Origin of the sequence: Synechococcus sp. N26 (assembly GCF_900473975.1) — a bacterium.
In the GTDB taxonomy this organism is placed as follows: Bacteria; Cyanobacteriota; Cyanobacteriia; order PCC-6307; family Cyanobiaceae; genus Parasynechococcus.
The window spans coordinates 108,688-128,704 of the sequence record NZ_UCNM01000010.1 but is presented as its reverse complement, the minus strand read 5'-3'; the positions used below and the strand labels follow the sequence as shown (position 1 = coordinate 128,704).

22 protein-coding genes and 1 tRNA gene are annotated in these 20,017 nt (G+C 63.2%); 11 read left to right on the top strand and 12 right to left on the bottom strand.

The annotated features are described in order from the left end of the window. Positions 1-25: 25 nt before the first annotated feature. On the bottom strand, positions 26-223 hold the full coding sequence (locus DXY33_RS08385; RefSeq protein WP_136975444.1) for a hypothetical protein: 198 nt from the start codon (positions 221-223) through the stop codon (positions 26-28). Between the two features lie 290 nt (positions 224-513). Between DXY33_RS08385 and msrA the strand changes: the two genes are divergently transcribed. The 4 genes from msrA to DXY33_RS08370 all read left to right on the top strand — a co-directional run bounded on the left by msrA (position 514) and on the right by DXY33_RS08370 (position 1,917). Further along, positions 514-1,227, top strand: a complete 714-nt coding sequence (gene msrA / locus DXY33_RS08380) for a peptide-methionine (S)-S-oxide reductase MsrA (protein WP_115132502.1) — start codon at positions 514-516, stop codon at positions 1,225-1,227. 10 nt (positions 1,228-1,237) lie between these two features. Next, positions 1,238-1,426, top strand: coding sequence for a hypothetical protein (locus DXY33_RS12025; RefSeq protein WP_136975443.1), 189 nt, complete (start codon positions 1,238-1,240; stop codon positions 1,424-1,426). A gap of 67 nt (positions 1,427-1,493) precedes the next feature. Beyond that, positions 1,494-1,829, top strand: coding sequence for a hypothetical protein (locus DXY33_RS08375; RefSeq protein ID WP_115132501.1), 336 nt, complete (start codon positions 1,494-1,496; stop codon positions 1,827-1,829). A gap of 14 nt (positions 1,830-1,843) precedes the next feature. Next, positions 1,844-1,917: transfer RNA gene (locus tag DXY33_RS08370), tRNA-Pro, on the top strand. 78 nt (positions 1,918-1,995) lie between these two features. On the opposite strand, the gene DXY33_RS08365 is transcribed toward DXY33_RS08370, so the two are convergent. The 5 genes from DXY33_RS08365 to DXY33_RS08345 form a co-directional block, all read right to left on the bottom strand. Continuing rightward, complete coding sequence (locus DXY33_RS08365) at positions 1,996-2,631, bottom strand: Crp/Fnr family transcriptional regulator (protein ID WP_115132500.1); 636 nt, start codon at positions 2,629-2,631, stop codon at positions 1,996-1,998. A gap of 194 nt (positions 2,632-2,825) precedes the next feature. Next, entirely contained in the window at positions 2,826-3,800 is a 975-nt protein-coding gene (gene pstS, locus DXY33_RS08360) for a phosphate ABC transporter substrate-binding protein PstS (protein WP_115132499.1), read from the bottom strand. Between the two features lie 181 nt (positions 3,801-3,981). After that, positions 3,982-4,986, bottom strand: a complete 1,005-nt coding sequence (pstS, locus tag DXY33_RS08355) for a phosphate ABC transporter substrate-binding protein PstS (protein ID WP_115132498.1) — start codon at positions 4,984-4,986, stop codon at positions 3,982-3,984. 34 nt (positions 4,987-5,020) lie between these two features. Further along, positions 5,021-5,290 carry a hypothetical protein gene (locus tag DXY33_RS08350; protein WP_115132804.1) on the bottom strand — a complete coding sequence of 90 codons (270 nt, stop codon included), beginning with the start codon at positions 5,288-5,290 and terminating at the stop codon, positions 5,021-5,023. 79 nt (positions 5,291-5,369) lie between these two features. Continuing rightward, positions 5,370-6,212, bottom strand: a complete 843-nt coding sequence (locus DXY33_RS08345; protein WP_115132497.1) for a 3'-5' exonuclease — start codon at positions 6,210-6,212, stop codon at positions 5,370-5,372. Positions 6,213-6,297: 85 nt separating this feature from the next. Between DXY33_RS08345 and DXY33_RS08340 the strand changes: the two genes are divergently transcribed. Further along, positions 6,298-6,753, top strand: a complete 456-nt coding sequence (locus tag DXY33_RS08340; protein ID WP_114989006.1) for a peroxiredoxin — start codon at positions 6,298-6,300, stop codon at positions 6,751-6,753. Between the two features lie 2 nt (positions 6,754-6,755). Then, positions 6,756-7,484 (top strand): DUF1350 family protein, encoded by a 729-nt coding sequence (locus DXY33_RS08335; protein WP_115132496.1) that lies wholly within the window; start codon positions 6,756-6,758, stop codon positions 7,482-7,484. Here the strand turns inward: DXY33_RS08335 and acs are convergent. Beyond that, positions 7,474-9,447 (bottom strand): acetate--CoA ligase, encoded by a 1,974-nt coding sequence (acs, locus tag DXY33_RS08330; protein ID WP_115132495.1) that lies wholly within the window; start codon positions 9,445-9,447, stop codon positions 7,474-7,476. The two genes, DXY33_RS08335 and acs, sit on opposite strands and share 11 nt — an antisense overlap. Before the next feature lie 128 nt (positions 9,448-9,575). Between acs and DXY33_RS08325 the strand changes: the two genes are divergently transcribed. Beyond that, entirely contained in the window at positions 9,576-10,226 is a 651-nt protein-coding gene (locus DXY33_RS08325; protein WP_115132494.1) for an HAD family phosphatase, read from the top strand. Positions 10,227-10,235: 9 nt separating this feature from the next. Here DXY33_RS08325 and sds read toward each other — a convergent pair whose 3' ends face one another. The 5 genes from sds to DXY33_RS08300 are packed head-to-tail and all read right to left on the bottom strand — an operon-like array spanning position 10,236 to position 14,726. Further along, positions 10,236-11,207, bottom strand: coding sequence for a solanesyl diphosphate synthase (gene sds, locus DXY33_RS08320; protein ID WP_115132493.1), 972 nt, complete (start codon positions 11,205-11,207; stop codon positions 10,236-10,238). A 37-nt stretch (positions 11,208-11,244) separates the two neighbouring features. Continuing rightward, positions 11,245-12,042: a glutamate racemase gene (gene murI, locus DXY33_RS08315; RefSeq protein ID WP_115132492.1), complete on the bottom strand. Its 798-nt coding sequence runs from the start codon at positions 12,040-12,042 to the stop codon at positions 11,245-11,247. Beyond that, positions 12,039-13,133, bottom strand: a complete 1,095-nt coding sequence (locus DXY33_RS08310; RefSeq protein ID WP_115132491.1) for an N-acetylmuramoyl-L-alanine amidase — start codon at positions 13,131-13,133, stop codon at positions 12,039-12,041. The genes murI and DXY33_RS08310 overlap by 4 nt, the downstream gene beginning before the upstream one ends. A 5-nt stretch (positions 13,134-13,138) precedes the next feature. After that, positions 13,139-13,960 carry a carbon-nitrogen hydrolase family protein gene (locus tag DXY33_RS08305; protein ID WP_115132490.1) on the bottom strand — a complete coding sequence of 274 codons (822 nt, stop codon included), beginning with the start codon at positions 13,958-13,960 and terminating at the stop codon, positions 13,139-13,141. A 34-nt stretch (positions 13,961-13,994) separates the two neighbouring features. After that, positions 13,995-14,726, bottom strand: coding sequence for a 2-phosphosulfolactate phosphatase family protein (locus DXY33_RS08300; RefSeq protein WP_115132489.1), 732 nt, complete (start codon positions 14,724-14,726; stop codon positions 13,995-13,997). Between the two features lie 63 nt (positions 14,727-14,789). On the opposite strand from DXY33_RS08300, the gene DXY33_RS08295 reads away from it, so the two are divergent. From DXY33_RS08295 to glmU, 4 genes are read left to right on the top strand one after another with little or no spacing between them, the layout of a single operon-like run. Continuing rightward, entirely contained in the window at positions 14,790-16,352 is a 1,563-nt protein-coding gene (locus DXY33_RS08295) for a UbiD family decarboxylase (RefSeq protein WP_115132488.1), read from the top strand. A gap of 24 nt (positions 16,353-16,376) precedes the next feature. Beyond that, positions 16,377-17,702, top strand: a complete 1,326-nt coding sequence (gene aroA / locus DXY33_RS08290; protein WP_115132487.1) for a 3-phosphoshikimate 1-carboxyvinyltransferase — start codon at positions 16,377-16,379, stop codon at positions 17,700-17,702. Continuing rightward, positions 17,683-18,618: a tRNA (5-methylaminomethyl-2-thiouridine)(34)-methyltransferase MnmD gene (locus DXY33_RS08285; protein WP_115132486.1), complete on the top strand. Its 936-nt coding sequence runs from the start codon at positions 17,683-17,685 to the stop codon at positions 18,616-18,618. Before aroA ends, DXY33_RS08285 begins: the two co-directional genes overlap by 20 nt. A gap of 36 nt (positions 18,619-18,654) precedes the next feature. Continuing rightward, positions 18,655-20,007 (top strand): bifunctional UDP-N-acetylglucosamine diphosphorylase/glucosamine-1-phosphate N-acetyltransferase GlmU, encoded by a 1,353-nt coding sequence (gene glmU, locus DXY33_RS08280; RefSeq protein ID WP_115132485.1) that lies wholly within the window; start codon positions 18,655-18,657, stop codon positions 20,005-20,007. Positions 20,008-20,017 lie beyond the last annotated feature (10 nt).

Here is a 20,017-nt window from a genome sequence, read left to right as displayed (position 1 = left end):
GGTCGGCCATCAGCAGAAGCTCGTTTCATCCTGCACAGCGATTGAGGGCAGACAGTCCTGGCGCAGGTGCGCTTTCTGGTTCAACAGAATGAACCACCTGTTTTTGTTTCTTAGAAACAGCTTTCTTCATCAACAAGCCATCAATCAATGGCTTGCAATTGATTAATCCATCCAATTCGTCTTCTTTCTGGCCATAGCCCGCCATCGGCACAATCTCCTCCACCCCTGATGACATTCCCAATAGTGTCAACAATCAAATGTACCTGACCCGCAGACTCGTCTTGGGACAGCTCAGCAACAGCGCCATTCAGGCTGAAAACCACTGACAAACAATCAACACCTTTCTGCAGAACATTGTTCAAAGAAGAACCACTCTTCAAGCCAAGCTTTGATTCGTTCCCTATGTACCCCTCACTTGGGGAGCCATCACTGAAAGTTCACAGATGGCCCTCGACGCGGCAGCATCACTGCGCTGAATCCGCTGCCTAAGCTCTGCGGACCAACGCAACCAACATGCTTCCTTCCTGGCTGTCTCCCCGCGGCAGCGCCGAATCATCGGCCCCGGCAACGCACGCCGTGTTGGGAACGCCGCTGAAGGCACCCCTGACGGCCGACCAGGAGGAAGCAATCTTTGCCTGTGGATGCTTCTGGGGTGCTGAAAAAGGGTTCTGGCGACTGCCTGGGGTGGTGAGCACTGCTGTGGGGTATGCGGGCGGCCAGACCGAGCAACCCACCTACAACCAGGTCTGCTCCGGCAGAACAGGACACACGGAAGTAGTGCGTGTGGTGTGGAGCCGACCAGCCCTCGACTTCAGCGACCTGCTGAAACTGTTCTGGGAGTGCCACGACCCCACCCAGGGCAACAGGCAAGGCAACGACACCGGCAGCCAATACCGATCAGCCATCTACACGTTCAATCCGGAGCATCTGCAACTGGCCCTGGCCAGCCGGGATGCCTATCAACTCGCCCTCTCGGCCAAGGGCTACGGGGCCATCACCACCGAAATCCTGGCGGACCAGACGTTCTATTTCGCCGAGGACTACCACCAGCAATACCTCGCCAAACCTGGCAGCCGCCCCTACTGCTCCGCGATGCCAACCCAAACGCTGCTTGGTGACTTCGAGGGGTCGAACTACAAACTCCCAAAGCAGGTCTGGGACAAGTACGACTGGTCCATCAGTCACTGCGTGCTTCGATCCGACAACAGCCCGATCGCCCTGGGCTGATTCGGCCAAAATGAACAAGGTCCCGACCCATGTCATGCCCGAGCCCTGGTCTGATCGGCAGGTGATCCTGGCGATCGCCCTCACCTTGATTTTGGTTCTGGGCCTGATCCTCGGCAGTGTCTCCTTCAATCGAGAGCAGCAGTCTCCGATGCTGTGGCGGGAGACCCCCCAACCCACTACAAAACCTTTGGCAATCTGACCACCAACCGGCGGGCTCGCTTCCTGTTGGTGCGATCGTGGGGCAATAAGGACCCCTCCGTTCTGCGGTGAGTGAACGGCCTGATCGATCCGAGCAGCGTCAACTGCATCCCCTGCCGAGGGGGCTGGTCGAGCTCTATGGCTTGATCGCCGTTCTGGTGGTGCTCATCCCCGAATGGCTGGCGGATGGAACCCTGAATCTGGGCCAGGCCAAAGGCCCTGCCTCACTCCCGATGCGCTCGAGAGCCTGGCGCACCCTGCCCGAGCTGCGTCTGGCGGCGATGACCCTGGCTGAGCTTCGCCAGGCCGCCGCAGAACTGCGGCTGTACCACTACGGATCCGCAACGAGAGACCAGCTCACCACTCGGTTGCTCAGGCGACTCAGACGCCGGGATGCACTGTGATAACTTAAATCTGACGGGGCGTGGCGCAGCTTGGTAGCGCACCACTTTGGGGTAGTGGGGGTCGTGGGTTCAAATCCCGCCGCTCCGATTCAACCGTCTTATTTCCCCACCTGAACATCAATACTTCAGGGATTGAGCCGGCGGTTTCGCCGGCTTTTTTTTGCCTTCAGCGGCGACCAGCGCCGGTCACCACCAGATGCCTGGAGGCATCAATCTGAAGCCAGCCTTCATCCCGCAACTGCCCCAACACGCGGGTCACGGTCACCCGTGTGGTGCTCAGGGCACTGGCGATCTCCTGATGGGTCAGGCGAAGGTTGAGCCGCAACCCAGCCTCACAGGGTTCGCCAAAGTCCGTGGCGAGCAGCTCCAAAAAGCCCCGGACCCGTTCTTCAACGCGACGCAGCCCCAGCAGGGCCAGGAGCGACTCCGCCTGGCGGTAGCGGGCGGCCATGGCCTTGGCCAAACCAAGCGCTAACTGAGGAGACTGCTCGAGCTCCGCCAGATTGCAGCAGAGCAGATCGCAATCGGTGAGCGCTACAGCCTCATAGGCCTCCACATTGGTGAATGCGGCACCGAAGGGTTCGTTGGGACCCACCAGGCCAAGCACCAGCTCGTCGCCATGCACCGACAGCGCCCCGAGCTTCACCATGCCGCGCACCACAAACCAAACACTGTTCTTCAGCAGAGGAACGAAACTTCCCGCGGTGACATGAACAACATTGCGATTGTCGTAGCTGTTTTCAAGAAACGCCTTGAAACCAAGAGCTGTTGAACTCAGATCAGCCGATGGAGTAGCAAGCATTTGGAATCCCGTGAATCCAGAAAACTGTATTGAGGACAACATCGATTCCCAACAAAGAGCTGGGAGAGATTCGGGGGAGATTCGGTTAAGAAGGCTCTAACACTGATCGCAACTCGAATCATTCAGCCCATAAAAAAAGGGCCCCGAGGGGCCCCCTTTGATGTTTGGTTTTGAAAAACCAATTCAAGCCAAGATCACTTGCCGATCTTGTTCACAGCGGCCTTGGACTTGGCCAGGATGTCGCCCTTGAGTGGAACGAAGCCCAGGGAAGGAGCCTTGTTCTGAGCAGCGTCGCTCAGCATGTAGTTGAAGGCGTCCTGAACCACCTTGGCGTTGTCTCCGTTGCCGGTTTTATACGCCAGAACCCAGGTGAGGGTTGCGATGGGGTACGCGCCCTTGGCGGTGGGGTTGGGGTTCTTGCCTGCCAGGTCCTTGTCCAGGCTGATGCCATTGAGGGCCTTGGCACCCGCAGCCACAGAGGGCTTGAGGAACTCACCGGACTTGTTCTGGAGAGCGGCGGCAACCACCTTGCCCTTGATGTACGACTGGTTCACATAACCGATCGTGCCTTCACGGTTCTGGATCAGGCCAGCCACACCGGAGTTGCCCTTGGCGCCAACGCCAGCAGGCCACTTCACGGACTTACCGGTGCCGAGGGTCCAGGTCTTGGAGAAGGCCTGCATGGAGTTGGTGAAGGCCTTGGTGGTGCCAGAGCCATCGGAACGGTGCACCCAGGTGAGGGTACCGGGCTTGCAGCCGAGCTCCTTCCAGTCCTTGATCATGCCCATGGCAACCTTGACGGCCTGCTCCTGGGTGAGCTTCAGGTTGCAACCGGGCTTGTTGTAGCCGAAGGCGATGGTGCCACCCACCATCGGGATCTGAACCACACCACGGGTGACCTTGGCCATGTCCTTCTTCTTCATCGGATCATCCGATGCACCGAAGTTCACGGTCTGGTCAATGAAGGCTTTACGGCCGGAACCGGAACCCACGGCCTGGTAGTTGACCTGAGGGCCGCCAGCCTTGGCCAGGTCGGCGAACCAACGCTGGTAGATCTTGGCCGGGAAGGAGGCGCCAGCGCCGTTCAGCTTGGGAGCTGCAGAAGCTGACATACCTGCCCCGAGGACAAGCAGGGACGAGGCGAGGAGGGCCTTTTGTGCAATGCGCATCACGACAACCGAAAGAGGAAAGAGGCTGTAGCAACCAAGACCTAATCGGTGTGCAAACCACCTGTCGTTATGCGGCCATTAACGATGGTTAAGGAACCATAAAACCCTGTTTAAACCTTCAAAAAACCCCGGTTTGGTCATCCAAACCGGGGCATGTCGTTCACCCATCGAGGGTTCGCATTCAAGGCTGAATGCCTGCCACCGCACTGCGGGATTTTTCAAGGATGCTGCCCCGGAGAGGTACAAAGCCCAGGGCCGCAGCACCCTCCTGGGTGGAATCTTCCAGCATGTAGTTGAAGACTTTCCTCACAGCTTCAGCCTTGGCACCATTGCCCTCGGCATAGGCCAACACCCAGGTGAGTGTTGCGATGGGGTAGGCACCGGCAGCGGAGGGGTTTGGGTTGCTGCCCGCCAGGTACTGATCAAGCTCGATGCCGTTGAGGGCTTTGGCACCAGCCTCCACGGAGGGCGTGAGGAATTCCCCGGATTTGTTCTGCAGCGCAGCAGCCTGCACATTCCCCTTGATGTACGACTGATTCACGTAGCCGATCGCGCCGACCCGGTTGTCAATCACCCCGGCAACGCCCGAGTTGCCCTTGGCACCCACGCCAACCGGCCATTTCACCGATTTGCCGCTTCCGAGGGTCCAATCCGTTGAAAAGGTCTGCAGCGAGTTGGTGAAGGCCTTGGTGGTGCCAGAACCGTCCGAGCGGTGCACCCAGGTGATCGTGCCCGCTTCACAGCCGAGCTCCTTCCAATCACTGATGCGGCCGATGGCCACCTCCACAGCCTGTTGCTGGGTGAGCTGAAGCTCGCAACCCGGTTTGTTGTAACCGAAGGCGATCGTTCCCCCCACCATCGGGATCTGAACCACCCCCTGGCTCACCTGCTTGCGGTCAGCCTCCTTGATCGGGTCGTCCGAAGCGGCGAAATCCACGGTGCCATCGATGAAGGCTTTGCGGCCGGAACCGGAACCCACCGCCTGGTAGTTCACCTTGATTCCGCCGGAGCCGGCGAGCTCGGCGAACCAGCTCTGATACACCTTGGCGGGGAAGGAGGCCCCCGCCGCATTGAGGCTGGACACACTGGAACTGCCGCCACAGGCGGCGAGGCCAACAGCGAGAACGCTCAGGTTTGAAACAACCAGGGAACGATGTGCCAAAACCGTTTGAGTGATTTGCTCCATCCTCCCGCGTCGTTGATCCAGGCTCAGAGGTGGCCTACACGGTGGGCACGACGGTGGAGGCGACGGTGAGCCGTGTTGCCACCGCATAACAGCGCAGCCAGCGGTTCACCCGTTTGCGGTGGGGGGCGGGAACCTCCTCAATCAACTGGCTGAGTTCATACGCCCCCATGCGGCGCAGGGCACGCACATCCACATGCCAGAGCGCCTCGGCTTCACGGATCAAACGTGCCCAGGTGCGCACCTGCTGCCATTGACGCAGGCGAGAGCGGATGGGGCGTTGATGGGGATGCAGAAAAGCCGTCATGGCTTCAGCCTGCTGCATTCAGCAGCACTCTCTGCAAAATCACCCAGACGCTTCGGAGTGCTGAAGCAAATGCGCAGGCTCAGGCGCTGAGGCGATCGGCTTCGACCTCAACGGGGGAGACCGGAAACTCCAGCTCCGCCACCTCACGATCGCTCAAACGACGGGTCCAGGCCCCCTTGATCGGATCGTTCCAACGGAAACCCGCTGCTTTGGCGAGGTGGCGTTCGTCGAACGACACCCGGGCACGCATCAACTGGCGGGGTTCCAAGCCCCGCTCCAACAACTGCTCCAGGTCGTCGCAGCGGGCGAAGACTTCCGCGATGTAGATGCAATCGCTGAGGGCGCGGTGGGCCGCCCAAACCGGAACGCCGTAGGCCAGGGCGAGGTCCCGCACCGAAGGCCGCGAACGCAGCTGACGCTCCGCCGGCCAGCGGATGTCTTCCATGGTGCAAAGCCACGGTGTTGCGGTGGCCGGCACAACGCCAAGACCGAACCACTGGCGATCGAAGGCCGCGTTATGGGCCACCAGCAGATCGGCAGCTTCAAGCAGATGCTCAAACCACACCAGCGCCTCCCGCCAGGGCTGAGGCCTGCGGGTGACGGCGGCGGGAATCCGGTTGATCGCCTCTGCCGCGTTGGAGTCCACCGGCAAAAGAAACGATTGCTGGGCCAGCACCGAACGACTCGGCACATCAAACAAAATGCAGCCCACCTCCAGGCATTGGTCCTGCTGCGGATCCAGACCGGAGGTTTCGGTGTCGATGATCAGCAGGGTGGTGGGTGAGGCCTTTGGCGCGTCCTCGGTCTGATCAACCTTGGCCTCGGGTTCAGCGGCTGGCGGAACAGGCATCGGCATTGCCGCTGTTTGGGGCTCCGCCTGAGGCCTTGAAAATCCCGCAAGCAAATCGAGCTGTTCAGGCATGGCGCAGTGACTCCTCCCGCCCCTGATTCTCCCGCCCCGGGCAAGGTGCCTGCTGCCTAGGGTTCAACCTCTTCATTTCAATCGAATGGCCCTCGGGATCGGCGACCGGCTCCCCTCCTTCAGCCTGGAGGATCAGAACGGCGACCTTCGCACTCCCGCTTCGGTGCAGGGCCGCTGGCTGGTGCTGTTTTTCTATCCCAAGGACGACACACCTGGCTGCACAGCTGAAGCCTGCAGCTTCCGCGACAACGCAGAGAGCTTTGCTGCCCTCGATGCAGAGGTCTGGGGCATCAGCGGTGATGACGCCGTCAGCCACCGCCGTTTCGCCAGCCGCCACAACCTCACGTTTCCGCTGCTGTGCGACCGCAACAACGCCCTGCGCCGCGAGATGGGTGTGCCCAAAGCCCTTGGCCTGCTGCCCGGTCGTGTCACCTACATCGTTGATGGCGAGGGAGTGATCCGCCACACCTTCAGCAACCTCCTGGATGGCCCGGCCCACGTGCGTGAAGCACAGCAAGTGCTGAATCAGCTGCGCGGTTGAGCATGGCCAACTGGCGTCAGCTGGGCTCGATCTGGCAACTGCGGCCGGCCGAACCCACGGGATTGATCGAATTCATCGGCGGCAGCTATCTGGCAGCCACCCCCCAGATCAGCTACCGCAGGCTGCTGGAAGAGCTAGCGACGGATGGGTTGGCGGTGCATGCCTGGGCCTATGTACCCGGGTTCGATCATCAACGTCAGGCCCGCGATGCCTGGAGTGCCTTCCGCTCTGCGCGTCGCCAACTTGAGGAGCGCTGCGGGACGTTTGGGGCTCCGCTGCGGCTTGGCCACAGCCTGGGATGCAAGCTTCACCTGCTGGCACCCGATGGGGGGCGAGGCAGCAGGGCTCTGGTGGCCCTGAGCTTCAACAACTTCAACGCCGATCGCTCGATTCCGCTCCTGGGGGAACTGGCACCAAGGCTCGGGGTGGAAACCGAGTTCAGCCCAAGCCCAGCTGAAACGCTTCGCTTGATCAGCCGCCACTACCAACAGGAGCGGAACCTGGTGGTGCGCTTCGGGCGCGATGAACTGGATCAAAGCGGCGATCTGATCCAGGCCCTGCGAGAACGTGCTTCCGACGCCAGCTCAACCCTGGAGCTGCCCGGTGATCACCTCACCCCGGCCAGTGCAGGGCTGCGGCGCAGCTTTCTCGGAGACTGGGCGGATGACCCCAGGCGGGTGGCGGTCATCCGTCAGCTGAGCCGAACCATCGGCCAGGCGATCAGGCCCTGAGGCGATCCAGCACGGAGCGATCTTCCAGGGTGCTGGTGTCGCCACTCACCTCCTGACCCGCCGCCAGGGCTCGCAGGATCCGGCGCATGATCTTGCCGCTGCGGGTCTTGGGCAGGGCATCACTGCAACGGATCTCGTCCGGCCGGGCAATCGGACCGATTTCCGTTCCCACGTGGGCGCGCAACTCCTTCACCAGGGCGTCATCGCCCTCGCGGCCCGCCTCCAGGGTGACGAAGGCCACGATGCCTTCACCCTTGAGGTCGTCGGGCCGACCCACGACGGCCGCCTCCGCCACCGCAGGGTGACTGACGAGCGCTGATTCAATTTCCATCGTGCCGAGACGGTGGCCTGAGACGTTGATCACGTCATCGACGCGACCCATCACCCAGAAGTAGCCATCGGCATCCCGACGGGCACCGTCCCCGGCGAAATAGAGGTAGGACCCATCGGCAGGACGGATGTGCTCCCAATAGCTCTCGCGGAAGCGTTGGGGGTTGCCATGCACGGTGCGCATCATTCCAGGCCAGGGGGCACGCACCGCCAGGTAGCCGCCTTCATCGGCACCGCAGCTGTTGCCTTCCGCATCGATGATGTCGGCCTGAATGCCGGGCAGGGGCAGGGTGGCGGAGCCGGGTTTGGTGGGCGTTGCCCCCGGCAGGGGGCTGATCATCACCCCGCCGGTTTCGGTCTGCCACCAGGTGTCGACGATCGGGCAGCGGTTGCCTCCAATCACGTCGCGATACCACATCCAGGCCTCCGGATTGATCGGTTCGCCGACGGTGCCGAGCAGCCGGAGGCTGCTCATGTCGAACTGATCCGGAACGGAGCGGCCGCTCTTCATGAACGCCCGGATGGCGGTGGGAGCCGTGTAGAAGATCGAGATCTTGTGTTTCTGGATCAACTCCCAGAAGGCACCGGGCTTGGACGGTCGCGGCGCACCCTCGTACATCACCGTCGTGGCACCGTTCGACAAGGGGCCGTAGACGATGTAGCTGTGGCCGGTGATCCAACCCACATCGGCCGTACACCAGAAGACATCCTCATCCCGGATGTCGAAGATCCACTGGAAGGTGAGGTGGGCCCAGAGGTTGTAGCCGGCGGTGGTGTGCACAACGCCCTTGGGCTTGCCGGTGGAGCCGGAGGTGTAGAGCACGAACAGTCGGTCCTCGCTGGCCATCGGCTCAGCGGGGCAGTCGGCACTCTGACCCTCCACCAGGTCATGCCACCACTGATCGCGACCGGAGACCATCTCCACGTTCTGCTTGGTGCGCTGCACCACAAGCACGCCGGTCACCGAGGGGCAGGCGCCATTGGCCAGCGCCGCATCCACCGCGGGCTTGAGTGACACCGGCTTGTCCTTGCGGAAGCCGCCATCAGCGGTGATCACCGCTTTCACTTCACCATCGTTGAGCCGATCCCTCAGGGCTTCGGCGGAAAAGCCGCCGAACACCACTGAATGGGGTGCACCTATGCGCGCGCAGGCGAGCATGGCGATCGCCGCTTCCGGCACCATCGGCATGTAGAGCGCCACAAGGTCACCCTTGCCGATGCCCATGGCCATGAGGCCATTGGCGGCTTTGCACACCTCGACATGAAGTTCCTGGTAAGTGAACCGGCGCACATCCCCCGGTTCTCCCTCCCAGATCAACGCTGTCTTCTGCGCCGTTGGCCCATCGAGATGACGGTCCAGGCAGTTGTAGGAGAGGTTCGTGGTGCCACCCTCAAACCAGCGCGCGAACGGAGGATTCGACCAATCGAGCACGGTGTGGAAGGGCTCGAACCAATGCAGTTCTCGACGGGCGGCCTCACCCCAGAACGCATCAGGATCGTTTTTGGCGGCATCGGCCATGGCCCGGTAAGCCTCGAGGCTGCCGATGCGCGCTTTTGCGGAGGTGTCTGCTGGCGGCTCGAACACCCGCTGCTCCTGCAGCACGCTTTCGATGGTGGTGTTGGCGTCGGTCACAGCAGACTGCGCAGTGCTTCTCCTGGAAGGGTAAGGAGCAGGACCCCGCTGATCCAGGTCCCGTATCAATCCGTCGGACGATGATGCAGTCGATGCGAAACGATTGAGCTGGGCATCGCCATCCCGGGATGAAACTGCCACCTGCCGCATGCCTGTTCGATCTGGATGGGCTTCTGCTCGACACCGAGCCGCTGCATGGCCGGGGCTGGTGGGAAGCCGCGGCCCACTTCGGCACCCAGCTGAGCGAGGCCCAGTTGATGCAGCTGAAGGGCCGTCGCCGGCTCGACTGTGCGGCCCAGGTGGATGCATGGCTGGCGAAACCGGTGGGCGCGGATGCGCTGTTGGCGGTGCAGCAGCCGATCGTGCGTGCCCTGCTTCCGGATGCTGCCCCGATGCCTGCCGCGCAGGAGCTGGTGGCGCATTGCCACAACCGGGGCATCCCCATGGCACTGGTCACCAGCAGCAGCAGCGAGGCCGTTGCATTCAAAGCAGCACCCCATCCCTGGCTGGAGCTAATCCAGGAACGGGTCTACGGCGACGATCCCGAGCTCAACGCGGGCAAACCCGACCCCGCACCCTTTCGACTTGCTGCCCACCGGTTGGGGCTCAACCCAAGCAACTGCTGGGCCCTGGAGGATTCCCAGGCCGGCAGCCAATCAGCCCTTGGCGCTGGGTGTCAGGTCTGGCTGGTGAGCCCCAAGGGCTCAGACCAACCCGACCTGAACACCAACCCCTGTGCCATCAACAGCCTGGCTGTTGTGTGGAGGCTGTTGACTTGAAGTCGCAGCTCAGTACAGGCGGCTGAGGACAAAGTCCGGCAGTTCCATCAAGGCGCGTTGCGCCGCAGACTCCGGCAGCCAAGCGATCGATTCCCGGGATTCGCGGGCAAAGGTTTCCGCCAGCTCACGGGTGCGTTCAATCGCCTTGGAGGCCCGAACCATCTCCAGTGCCTTGTCCAGGTCACCGGGCTCGGAGAACTGGCGATCGATCAACGGCTGCAGCGATGGATGCTCCTGAAGGGCATAGAAGGTGGGAGCCGTGAGATAGCCGCTAGCGAGATCACTGGCGGCGGGCTTGCCGAGCTGCTGGTCGCTCCCGGTGAAATCGAGGATGTCATCCACCACCTGGAAGGCCAGGCCCAACTGGCGACCGAATTGGTAGAGGCTGTCGAGGTGGGAGGGTGAGCAGCCGCTGAGCACGCCTGCGGCACGGCAGCTGTTGGCAATCAGGGATGCCGTCTTGCAGTAGCTCTTTTCGAGGTAAGTCTCAAAGGTTTGGGCCGTGTCGAAGCGGTAGAGGCCCTGCTTCACCTCCCCATCCGCGAGATCCATGATCACGCGACTAAGCAGCTTGACCACGTCGAGGTCATCGAGATTGGCAAGGTGCCAGCTGGCCTGAGCGAAGAGGAAGTCGCCGGCAAGAACAGCAACCCGGGCATCGAACCGGCTGTGGACCGTGTCCACCCCGCGCCGAGTCGAAGCCTCATCCACCACATCGTCGTGAACGAGCGAGGCCGTGTGGATCATTTCAGTGATCTCAGCCAGGCGGCGGTGGCGGGGCGAGAGCTCTCCCTGCGCGGACAAGGCCCGCGACAGAAGCAGAACAATTCCGGGGCGCAACCGCTTGCCACCGGCGCTGAACAGATGCTCGGCAGCGGCCTGGAGGATGGGGTGACCTGCCCCGATCAGGCTGCGCAGGTCTCCGAGCAGGGTTTCAAGATCTGTCTCTACCGGTTGGAGTAGCTCGGTAACGGTGCTCATGACTCCCCTCGGCGCCGCGATCCTAGTGGTCCCATGCTCAGTCCTGCAGCAGCTGAAGGCTGACGGCAGGCCGCTGGCCCAGCCAGGGGGTGGCGCGCACAGCGAAGCCATCGGGGTCTGCGGTGACGCAGAAGCGGCAGCTCTCCAGGGAAAACGGCCTTGGAGCCGGCGAGATCCGCGCCGGTGGCCCCAGAACGGCATCCAGCTGACGGGCAACACCGATGGCCGGGTCAATAATCTGGACCGACTCCGGCAGCAGCTGACGCAACAGCGGCACCAATAACGGGTAATGGGTGCAACCCAGCACGATCGAGTCCACGGAAGCCGCCAGCAGGGGTTCGAGATAGGCCTGGGCCGAACGACGCATGTCGTCGCTGTTCATCTCGCCGGCTTCGATCAAAGGCACAAAGGCAGGACAGGCCTGCTCGATCACCACCGAGCCGGGATGAAGCGCTTCGATGCTGGCCCGGTAGGCCGAGGAGGCCACGGTGGCTGGTGTGGCCAGCACGCCAACACGGCGCGTTTCCAACATCGCTGCGGCGGCGCCGATCAAACCGATCACCGGCACCCCGGCCTGTCCCTCGGCCACATCCCTCGCCAGGGCATTGGTGGTGTTGCAGGCCATCACCACCGTGGAGACCTGTTGGTCACGCAACCAACCCACCACTTCTGCAGCGATGCGCCGGATGTCATCCGGTTGACGGTTGCCATAGGGAACCCGGGCCGTGTCACCGAGGTACACGCAGGGCACCGGTCCATGGCGATCGAGCACCCGACGCAGAACCGTCAGGCCACCGAGGCCGCTGTCGAAGAACCCCAGCAGTTGCTTCGTCATCGCACCTCCTGCTTGAGGTAGTTGAGGATGCCGGCCGCCAGGGCCAAGGCCAGGCGGCGGCGATGGTCGGCCTTGGCCAGACGCGGCGCATCAATTGCCCCGGTGACGAATCCCATCTCCACCAGAGCCGAAGGCATGGTGCTGCGCCGGATCACGAAGAAGCGACCACGTCTGACGCCGCGGTTCGGTGTTCCGGGGGACACATCCATCATCTGCTGCTGCAGATAGGACGCGAGGCGTCCAGAACGGGGGTCCGAGAAGAAGAACGTCTCGATCCCGTTCACATCCGGGCGGTTCATGCTCAGGGCATTGGCATGGATGCTCACGAAGGCCGTGGCCCCACTGCGGTTTGCCAGGGACACCCGCGGCGGCAGGTCCACATCCACTTCACGGGTGCGGGTCAAGCGCACGTCCACGCCCCTCGCCCGCAGAAGGTCGGCCACCTGCAGCGACACATCCAAAACCACGTCGGTCTCGCGCAGACCGCCGATGCCGATGGCCCCCGGATCAGGCCCCCCATGACCGGGGTCGATCACGATGCGATAACGGTTGCGGGCCACGGTGGGCAGCCCGGAAGGATCCACCGGCGTGCGGGTGGGACGGAATCCACCCGGTGGGAGCCAGGCCGTGGCACGACCGCTGAGGTCGCCTTCACCGAAATCATCCAAGCCGCGGGTGGGCAGGCCGGTAAACACAAGTTCCCAACGGTCCGGAGCGGTTCCACGCAGGCGCAGATCGTTGGGGTTGAGATCCACATCAGGGCGGAATTCCACCACCAGACGGGTGGCACCCGCGCGGGGCTTGCCCAGCCGGATCTCACGGACGGCACCGCGCCCCGCCAGACGCCGCGGGAATCTCAGCTCACCTGGAATATCAATCCAGACCCGGGTGCCGCGGCCATCGCTGGCAGCCTGAAAAAACGCCTCCAAGCGAGCGTTCCGGCTGGTGCGCAGCTTGAGCACCCCCTCCTCGGTGAAGGCCCAGGCGGCCAAGGCACTCGCGGCTCGGGCAGGCAACGCCTGGGTGAAGGCCATGCACTGCAGGGCTGCGGCCAAAAGCCAGGCCATCCGTCGGGACGAGGCCGGAGCCATGGCGCTCAGAACAGCGTGGGTTGGCGGTGCCGAAGGCTCGGCATCTGACCCCGAACATGACCGAGATGGTTGGTGTTCACCGGAGCAATGGCGGCTCCCGCCTGGACACCCGCATCCGCGAGGACCGTTCCCCAGGGATCAATCACCAGGGCGTGACCATGGCTCTGACGGCGACCATGGTGGACACCGGTCTGAGCCGGAGCGAGGACATAGGCCGTGTTTTCAATGGCTCTGGCCTGCAAAAGCACCTGCCAGTGGTCTTTTCCGGTGAAGGCCGTGAATGCCGCAGGAATCATCAACAGGTCTGCGCCGGCACCGACGAGATGGCGATAGAGCTCAGGAAACCGCACGTCGTAGCAAATGGACAGCCCCACCTTGCAGAGACCAGGAATCTCAACGACCGGAGGCAGATCCCTGCCTGGGTTCACCGTTGCCGACTCGCGGTAGGTGTTGCCGTCCGGCAGGTCGACATCAAAGAGGTGAATCTTGTCGTAACGGCCCAGGAGCATGCCGTCACGGTCGACAAGCTCAGCGCGGTTCAGGGTTCGCGATCCATCACCCACCGGCACAGGAAAGCCACCACCCAGCAGCGCCACCTGATAGCGACGCGCCATGGTCACCAGGAAGCGACTGCTCTGCTCCGCCAGGGTGGGAGCCAGCTCCAGTCGCCGGCTGTCCTCGCCCATGAAGGCGAAATTCTCCGGCAGGCCGATCAGCTCGGCACCACGGCGGGCAGCCAGATCGATCTGCTCTTCAGCTGCATTGAAGTTGAGCTCCAGGTCCTGACCACTCGTCAGCTGGACAGCAGCCGCCAGGAAGTCGCTCACATGCACTGATCAGGTGGGCGAACTTTAGTGAGGGTCAGGCCGCCCGAAGCACCCCAGGCTCGACCTGTGTCGGAACGACACTGAGCTGATCGAGGCCAGCACAGCAGCGGAAATCCGCATCGTGATCGCCCAGGCGAATCAAGCGCTGACCATGGGTTGCCGTGCGAAGACAAGCCTCTGGTTCGGATTGCCACTGACGCCAGAGGGAGACCGCTGCTGTGAGTTCGTCGTTGGCGGCACTACTCCCGGTGGGATCCAGCTCCAGCAAGCGATGGCCCAAGGCACCAGCGGCCAGAGAATCCTCGAGGGAATAGGCCCCCTCCCAACCGCTGCCGACAATCGCCACGTGACTGGGTTGTTTCGCCAGCAAGCGCTGGGCCACGGCTTCACGGTTTGGCAACGCCGCCGTTAACAGCAGAGGAACCTCCCGGACACGATCAAGCGCCCGTGTGCCATTGGTGGTGCTCATGAACAGACGCTTGCCAGCCACCCGCTCAGGCGTCGCGGCAACGGGTGAATTGCCCAGGTCAAACCCCTCGAGCATCTGCCCACCGCGCTCGCCAAGGAGCAGCCGCGCATCGGCAGGCCATGCCGCTGCAGCAGCGCGCAGATCGTCGAGGCTGGCGAAGGCCTGCACCGCCTCGGCACCGTTGTGCAACGACCAGGCAATGGTGGTGGTGGCCCGCAGCACATCAATCACCACCGCCGCATCGGGGCGAAGGTCCTGCGGCATCTCTGCCGGCACATGGAAGTAGGAGATCTGCATGGCCACGCTGAACACCGGCGTGCGACACAGTACCGAGACCGCTTGCGCCGAGACCGTCATCCCATGGCCCTGTTCCAATCCGGTCCGGCCACCCGAGATCTGCGGGGCTTCCTGAAGCTGCTCGAGGACCGCGGCCAGTTGCGCCGGATCACGGCACCGGTGGATCCCGACCTTGAGCTGGCGGCCATTGCAGACCGGGTGCTGAGCCAAGGGGGGCCCGCTCTTCTGTTCGAGAACGTGATCGGCTCGTCGATGCCGGTGGCCGTCAACACCCTCGGCACCGTGGAACGGGTGGTGTGGAGCATGGGCCTCGAACGGGCCGAGCAGCTGGAGGAGCTGGGGTCACGCCTGGCCCTGCTGCAGCAACCCCGCCCCCCCAAAGGGCTGGAGGAAACCAAACAGTTCGCGCGGGTCTTCTGGGACCTGGTCAAGGCCAAGCCCGACCGCGACCTCACACCCCCCTGCCGTCAGCAGGTGTTCCGTGGCGATGAGGTTGATCTCGACAACATCCCCCTGATCCGGCCCTGGCCAGGGGATGCAGGGGGCGTGATCACGCTTGGACTGGTGATCACCAAAGACCCCGAAACCGGAGTCCCCAACGTGGGTGTCTACCGGCTTCAGAAGCAGTCGGTGAACACGATGACCGTGCACTGGTTGAGCGTGCGCGGTGGTGCCCGTCACCTGCGCAAGGCAGCCGCCATGGGCAAGAAGCTGGAGGTGGCAGTGGCCATCGGCGTGCACCCGCTGCTGGTGATGGCCGCAGCCACACCGATCCCGGTGCAACTCAGCGAGTGGCTGTTCGCAGGCATCTATGCCGGAGAAGGGGTGCGTCTGGCCCCCTGCAAAACCATCGACCTGCAGGTGCCCAGCCACAGCGAAGTGGTGCTGGAGGGAACGATCACCCCTGGTGAAGTGCTGCCGGATGGCCCCTTCGGGGATCACATGGGGTTCTACGGCGGTGTGGAGGACTCACCTCTGGTGCGCTTCCACTGCATGACCCAACGGCGGGATCCGGTGTTTCTCACCACCTTCAGCGGCCGTCCTCCCAAGGAAGAAGCGATGCTGGCCATCGCGCTGAACCGGATCTACACGCCGATCCTGCGGCAGCAGATCCCAGAGATCACCGACTTCTTCCTGCCGATGGAAGCGCTCAGCTACAAGCTGGCGGTGATCTCGATCGACAAGGCCTATCCGGGGCAGGCCAAGCGTGCTGCCATGGCCTTCTGGAGTGCCCTGCCGCAATTCACTTACACCAAGTTCGTTGTGGTGGTGGACAGTCACATCAACGTGCGCGACCCGCGTCAGGTGGTCTGGGCCATCGCGGCCCAGGTGGATCCCCAGCGCGACCTGTTCACACTGGAAAACACCCCCTTCGACACCCTTGACTTCGCCAGCGAGCAGTTGGGCCTGGGGGGACGACTGGCCATTGATGCCACCACCAAGGTGGGACCTGAGAAAAATCACGAATGGGGCGAACCCCTCAGCCGTCCGGCGGATCTGGAACAGCGGGTCAGCGACCGCTGGGCCAAGCTGGGTCTGGAGGACCTCGGCACCGACGACCCCGACCCCAGCCTCTTCGGCTATGCCCTCGATCGCCTGATTCAGGGCCTGAAGACCGGCCAATAGGATCAGCCCAACGACGAAACAACCTTGAGCGGCACAGGCCAATCCGACGAACCCCGTGAGCTCAAGGCCGGAGGAACCCTCCAGGGACGGGTGAAGGTTCCAGGCGATAAATCGATCTCGCACCGATCGCTGCTGTTCGGCGCCATCGCAGAGGGCACCACAACCATTGATGGTCTGCTCCCGGCCGAAGACCCCCTGAGCACCGCCGCCTGCCTGCGGGCGATGGGCGTCAGCATCAGCCTGATCACCGATGGCGGCATCGTCACCGTTGAAGGGGTTGGCCTGGACGGATTGCAGGAGCCAGCAGAAGTGCTCGACTGCGGCAACTCCGGCACCACGATGCGTTTGATGCTGGGCCTGCTGGCGGGCCGCGACGGTCGCCACTTCGTGTTGGATGGCGATGCCTCCCTGCGCCGCCGCCCGATGCGCCGGGTGGGCCAACCGTTGGCCTCAATGGGTGCGGAAGTGCGTGGCCGTGATGGGGGCAACCTGGCGCCGCTGGCGGTGCAGGGGCGGCAGCTGAAAGGAACGGTGATCGGCACGCCCGTGGCCAGTGCTCAGGTGAAATCAGCCCTGCTTCTGGCTGCGCTCACGGCCGAGAGCCCGACCACGGTGATCGAACCGGCCCAGTCCCGTGATCACAGCGAGCGGATGCTGAAGGCCTTTGGTGCTGATCTCACCGTTGGCGGCGAAATGGGACGGCACATCAGCGTGCGTCCCGGCGCCACCCTGCAGGGCCAGAACGTGGTGGTCCCTGGTGACATCAGCTCGGCGGCCTTCTGGCTTGTGGCTGGAGCCCTAATTCCAGGTGCCGATCTCACCATCGAAAACGTGGGGCTGAATCCAACACGCACCGGGATCCTGGAGGTGCTGGAGCAGATGGGTGCCCGGATCGAGGTGCTAAACCCCCGCGACGTGGCGGGCGAACCGGTGGGCGATCTGCGGGTGACCCACGGCCCATTGAAGCCCTTCAACTTCGGCGAGCAGATCATGCCCCGCCTCGTGGATGAAGTGCCGATCCTCAGCGTCGCCGCCTGTTTCTGCGAGGGCGAAAGCCGGATCAGTGGAGCGTCTGAACTGCGGGTGAAGGAAACCGATCGGCTGGCGGTGATGGCGCGTCAGCTCAAGGCCATGGGTGCCGACATTGATGAGCATGAGGACGGCATGACCATCCGCGGCGGTCGACCGCTCAAGGGAGCCGTGCTGGACAGCGAAACCGATCACCGGGTGGCGATGAGCCTCGGCGTGGCGGCCATGCTCGCCGACGGCAACTCGAGCCTCGCGAGAAGCGAAGCTGCAGCCGTGTCGTATCCCTCGTTCTGGGACGAACTTGAACGGCTCCGCTGCTGAGCTCGGTGCGCTCCGCGTCTATCCGACGGCGGATGGCAGCTTCAGCCTGCATAGCGATCACTTCGGCGAGGCCTTTCACAACTCGGCGGGAGCCCTGAATGAGGCGCGGGCCAAGTTCGTCCAACCCGCGGAGCTGCAGCGCTTCAGCAGCGGCACTGAATTAAAGATCCTGGATGTGTGCCTGGGGCTCGGCTACAACACGGCCGCTGTGCTGGAAGCATTGCCGACGGCAAGGCCGAAGCTGCGGTGGTGGGGGCTTGAGCTGGACCGCCGCCCCCTGGAACAAGCCTTGGAGCAGGCAAGCTTCAAAGCCCTCTGGTCAGCCCCGGTGCTGGCGAGACTTGAAGCCATTCGCGACCACGGCTGCTGGAAAGAGCCCAACAACTGGCAAGAACCCAACAGCCAAGGGATCCAGCTCTGGGGCGATGCCCGATCGATGCTCCAGGAGATTCCCGAGCCCGTTCGCTTTGATCTGGTGCTTTTGGACGCCTTCTCTCCCCAGCGTTGCCCGGAACTGTGGAGCGAGGAATTCCTGGGAGCGCTGGCGCAGCGCTTGGCTCCGCAGGGACGGTTGCTCACCTACAGCCGTTCCGCCGCGGTGCGGGCGAGCCTGAAGCGAGCGGGATTGAGCATGTATTCCCTGCTGCCGGCCCCGGGCGAACGGGTGGGATGGAGCAGCGGCACCATGGCCACGCCTGCAGACGCCGCCTGTCCTCTGGACGGCCCCGGTTGGCGCCAGCTCTCGGCGATGGAGTGGGAACACCTGCAGACCCGGGCGGCCGTGCCATTTCGTGATCCCCAGGGCAACGCCACAGCTGAAGACATCCTTGAGCGCCGCCGCTTTGAACAGGAGCATTGCGGTTATGAACCCACCAATGCCTGGCAAAGGCGCTGGCGCAAGGACAGTCCGTCCTGAGCCCGGTAGATTCCGCCCGTCTTCCCCTCGGTCCGCATGCTTGCCGTAGCCGTACTGGCCGCTGGAAAAGGCACCCGCATGAAGAGCGCACTCCCGAAAGTGCTCCAACCGCTGGCGGGAGCCACCCTGGTGGAACGGGTGCTCGCCAGTGCCGGCAACCTGCAACCGGAACGGCGGCTGCTGATCGTTGGGCATCAAGCCGAACGGGTGGAGCAGCAGCTGGCACCGCTCGGAGGCCTGGAATTTGTTGTGCAGCAGCCCCAGAACGGCACGGGCCATGCGGTGCAACAGCTGATCCCATCGCTGCAGGACTTTGAAGGGGAACTGCTCGTGCTCAACGGCGATGTACCGCTGCTGCGACGTGAAACCGTCGACGCATTGGTGCAACAGCACCGGGGCAGCGGTGCCGATGTCACCCTGCTGACGGCACGGCTCGAGAATCCCACCGGTTACGGGCGTGTGTTCGCCGATGCCGAGGGCCAGGTGAGCAGCATCATTGAGCATCGCGATTGCACAGACGAGCAACGCAGCAACAACCTCACCAACGCCGGGATCTACTGCTTCAACTGGACAGCCCTGGCCAACGTTCTGCCGAAGCTCAGCACCGACAACGATCAGGGGGAGCTCTATCTCACCGACACGGTGGCGATGCTGCCGAAGGCCATGCACCTGGAGGTGGCCGATGCCGATGAGGTGAACGGCATCAACAACCGGCGGCAACTGGCCCAGTGCGAAGCCCTGCTGCAGCAACGGCTGCGCCACCACTGGATGGATGAAGGGGTCACGTTCGTTGATCCCGAAAGCTGCACCCTCAGCGAAGGCTGCAGTTTCGGCCGCGATGTGGTGATCGAACCGCAAACCCACTTCCGCGGCCGCTGCGTGGTTGGCGACAACTCCCGGATCGGCCCCGGCAGCCTGATCGAGGACGCATCGGTTGGGACCAATGTCAGTGTGGTGCACTCTGTGGTGCGAGAGGCCAACGTCGGCAACGACGTTGCCATCGGTCCCTTTGCTCACCTGCGGCCGGCCGCCGATGTCGGTGATGGCTGCCGCATCGGCAACTTTGTGGAGGTGAAGAAAAGCCAGCTGGGGGCTGGCACCAAGGTGAACCACCTCAGCTACATCGGCGACGCCCAACTCGGGGAGAAGGTCAACGTGGGGGCCGGAACCATCACCGCCAACTACGACGGGGTGAACAAGCACCGCACCGTGATCGGCAGCAACAGCAAAACCGGTGCCAATTCCGTGCTGGTGGCCCCCATCAACGTCGGCGAACGCGCCACCATCGGTGCCGGGTCAACGATCACCAAGGATGTGGCGGATGGCGCTCTGGCAATCGGTCGCGCCCGTCAGATGACCAAGGACGGCTGGGCGGAACGAAAGGTTTAATCCAGCCTTT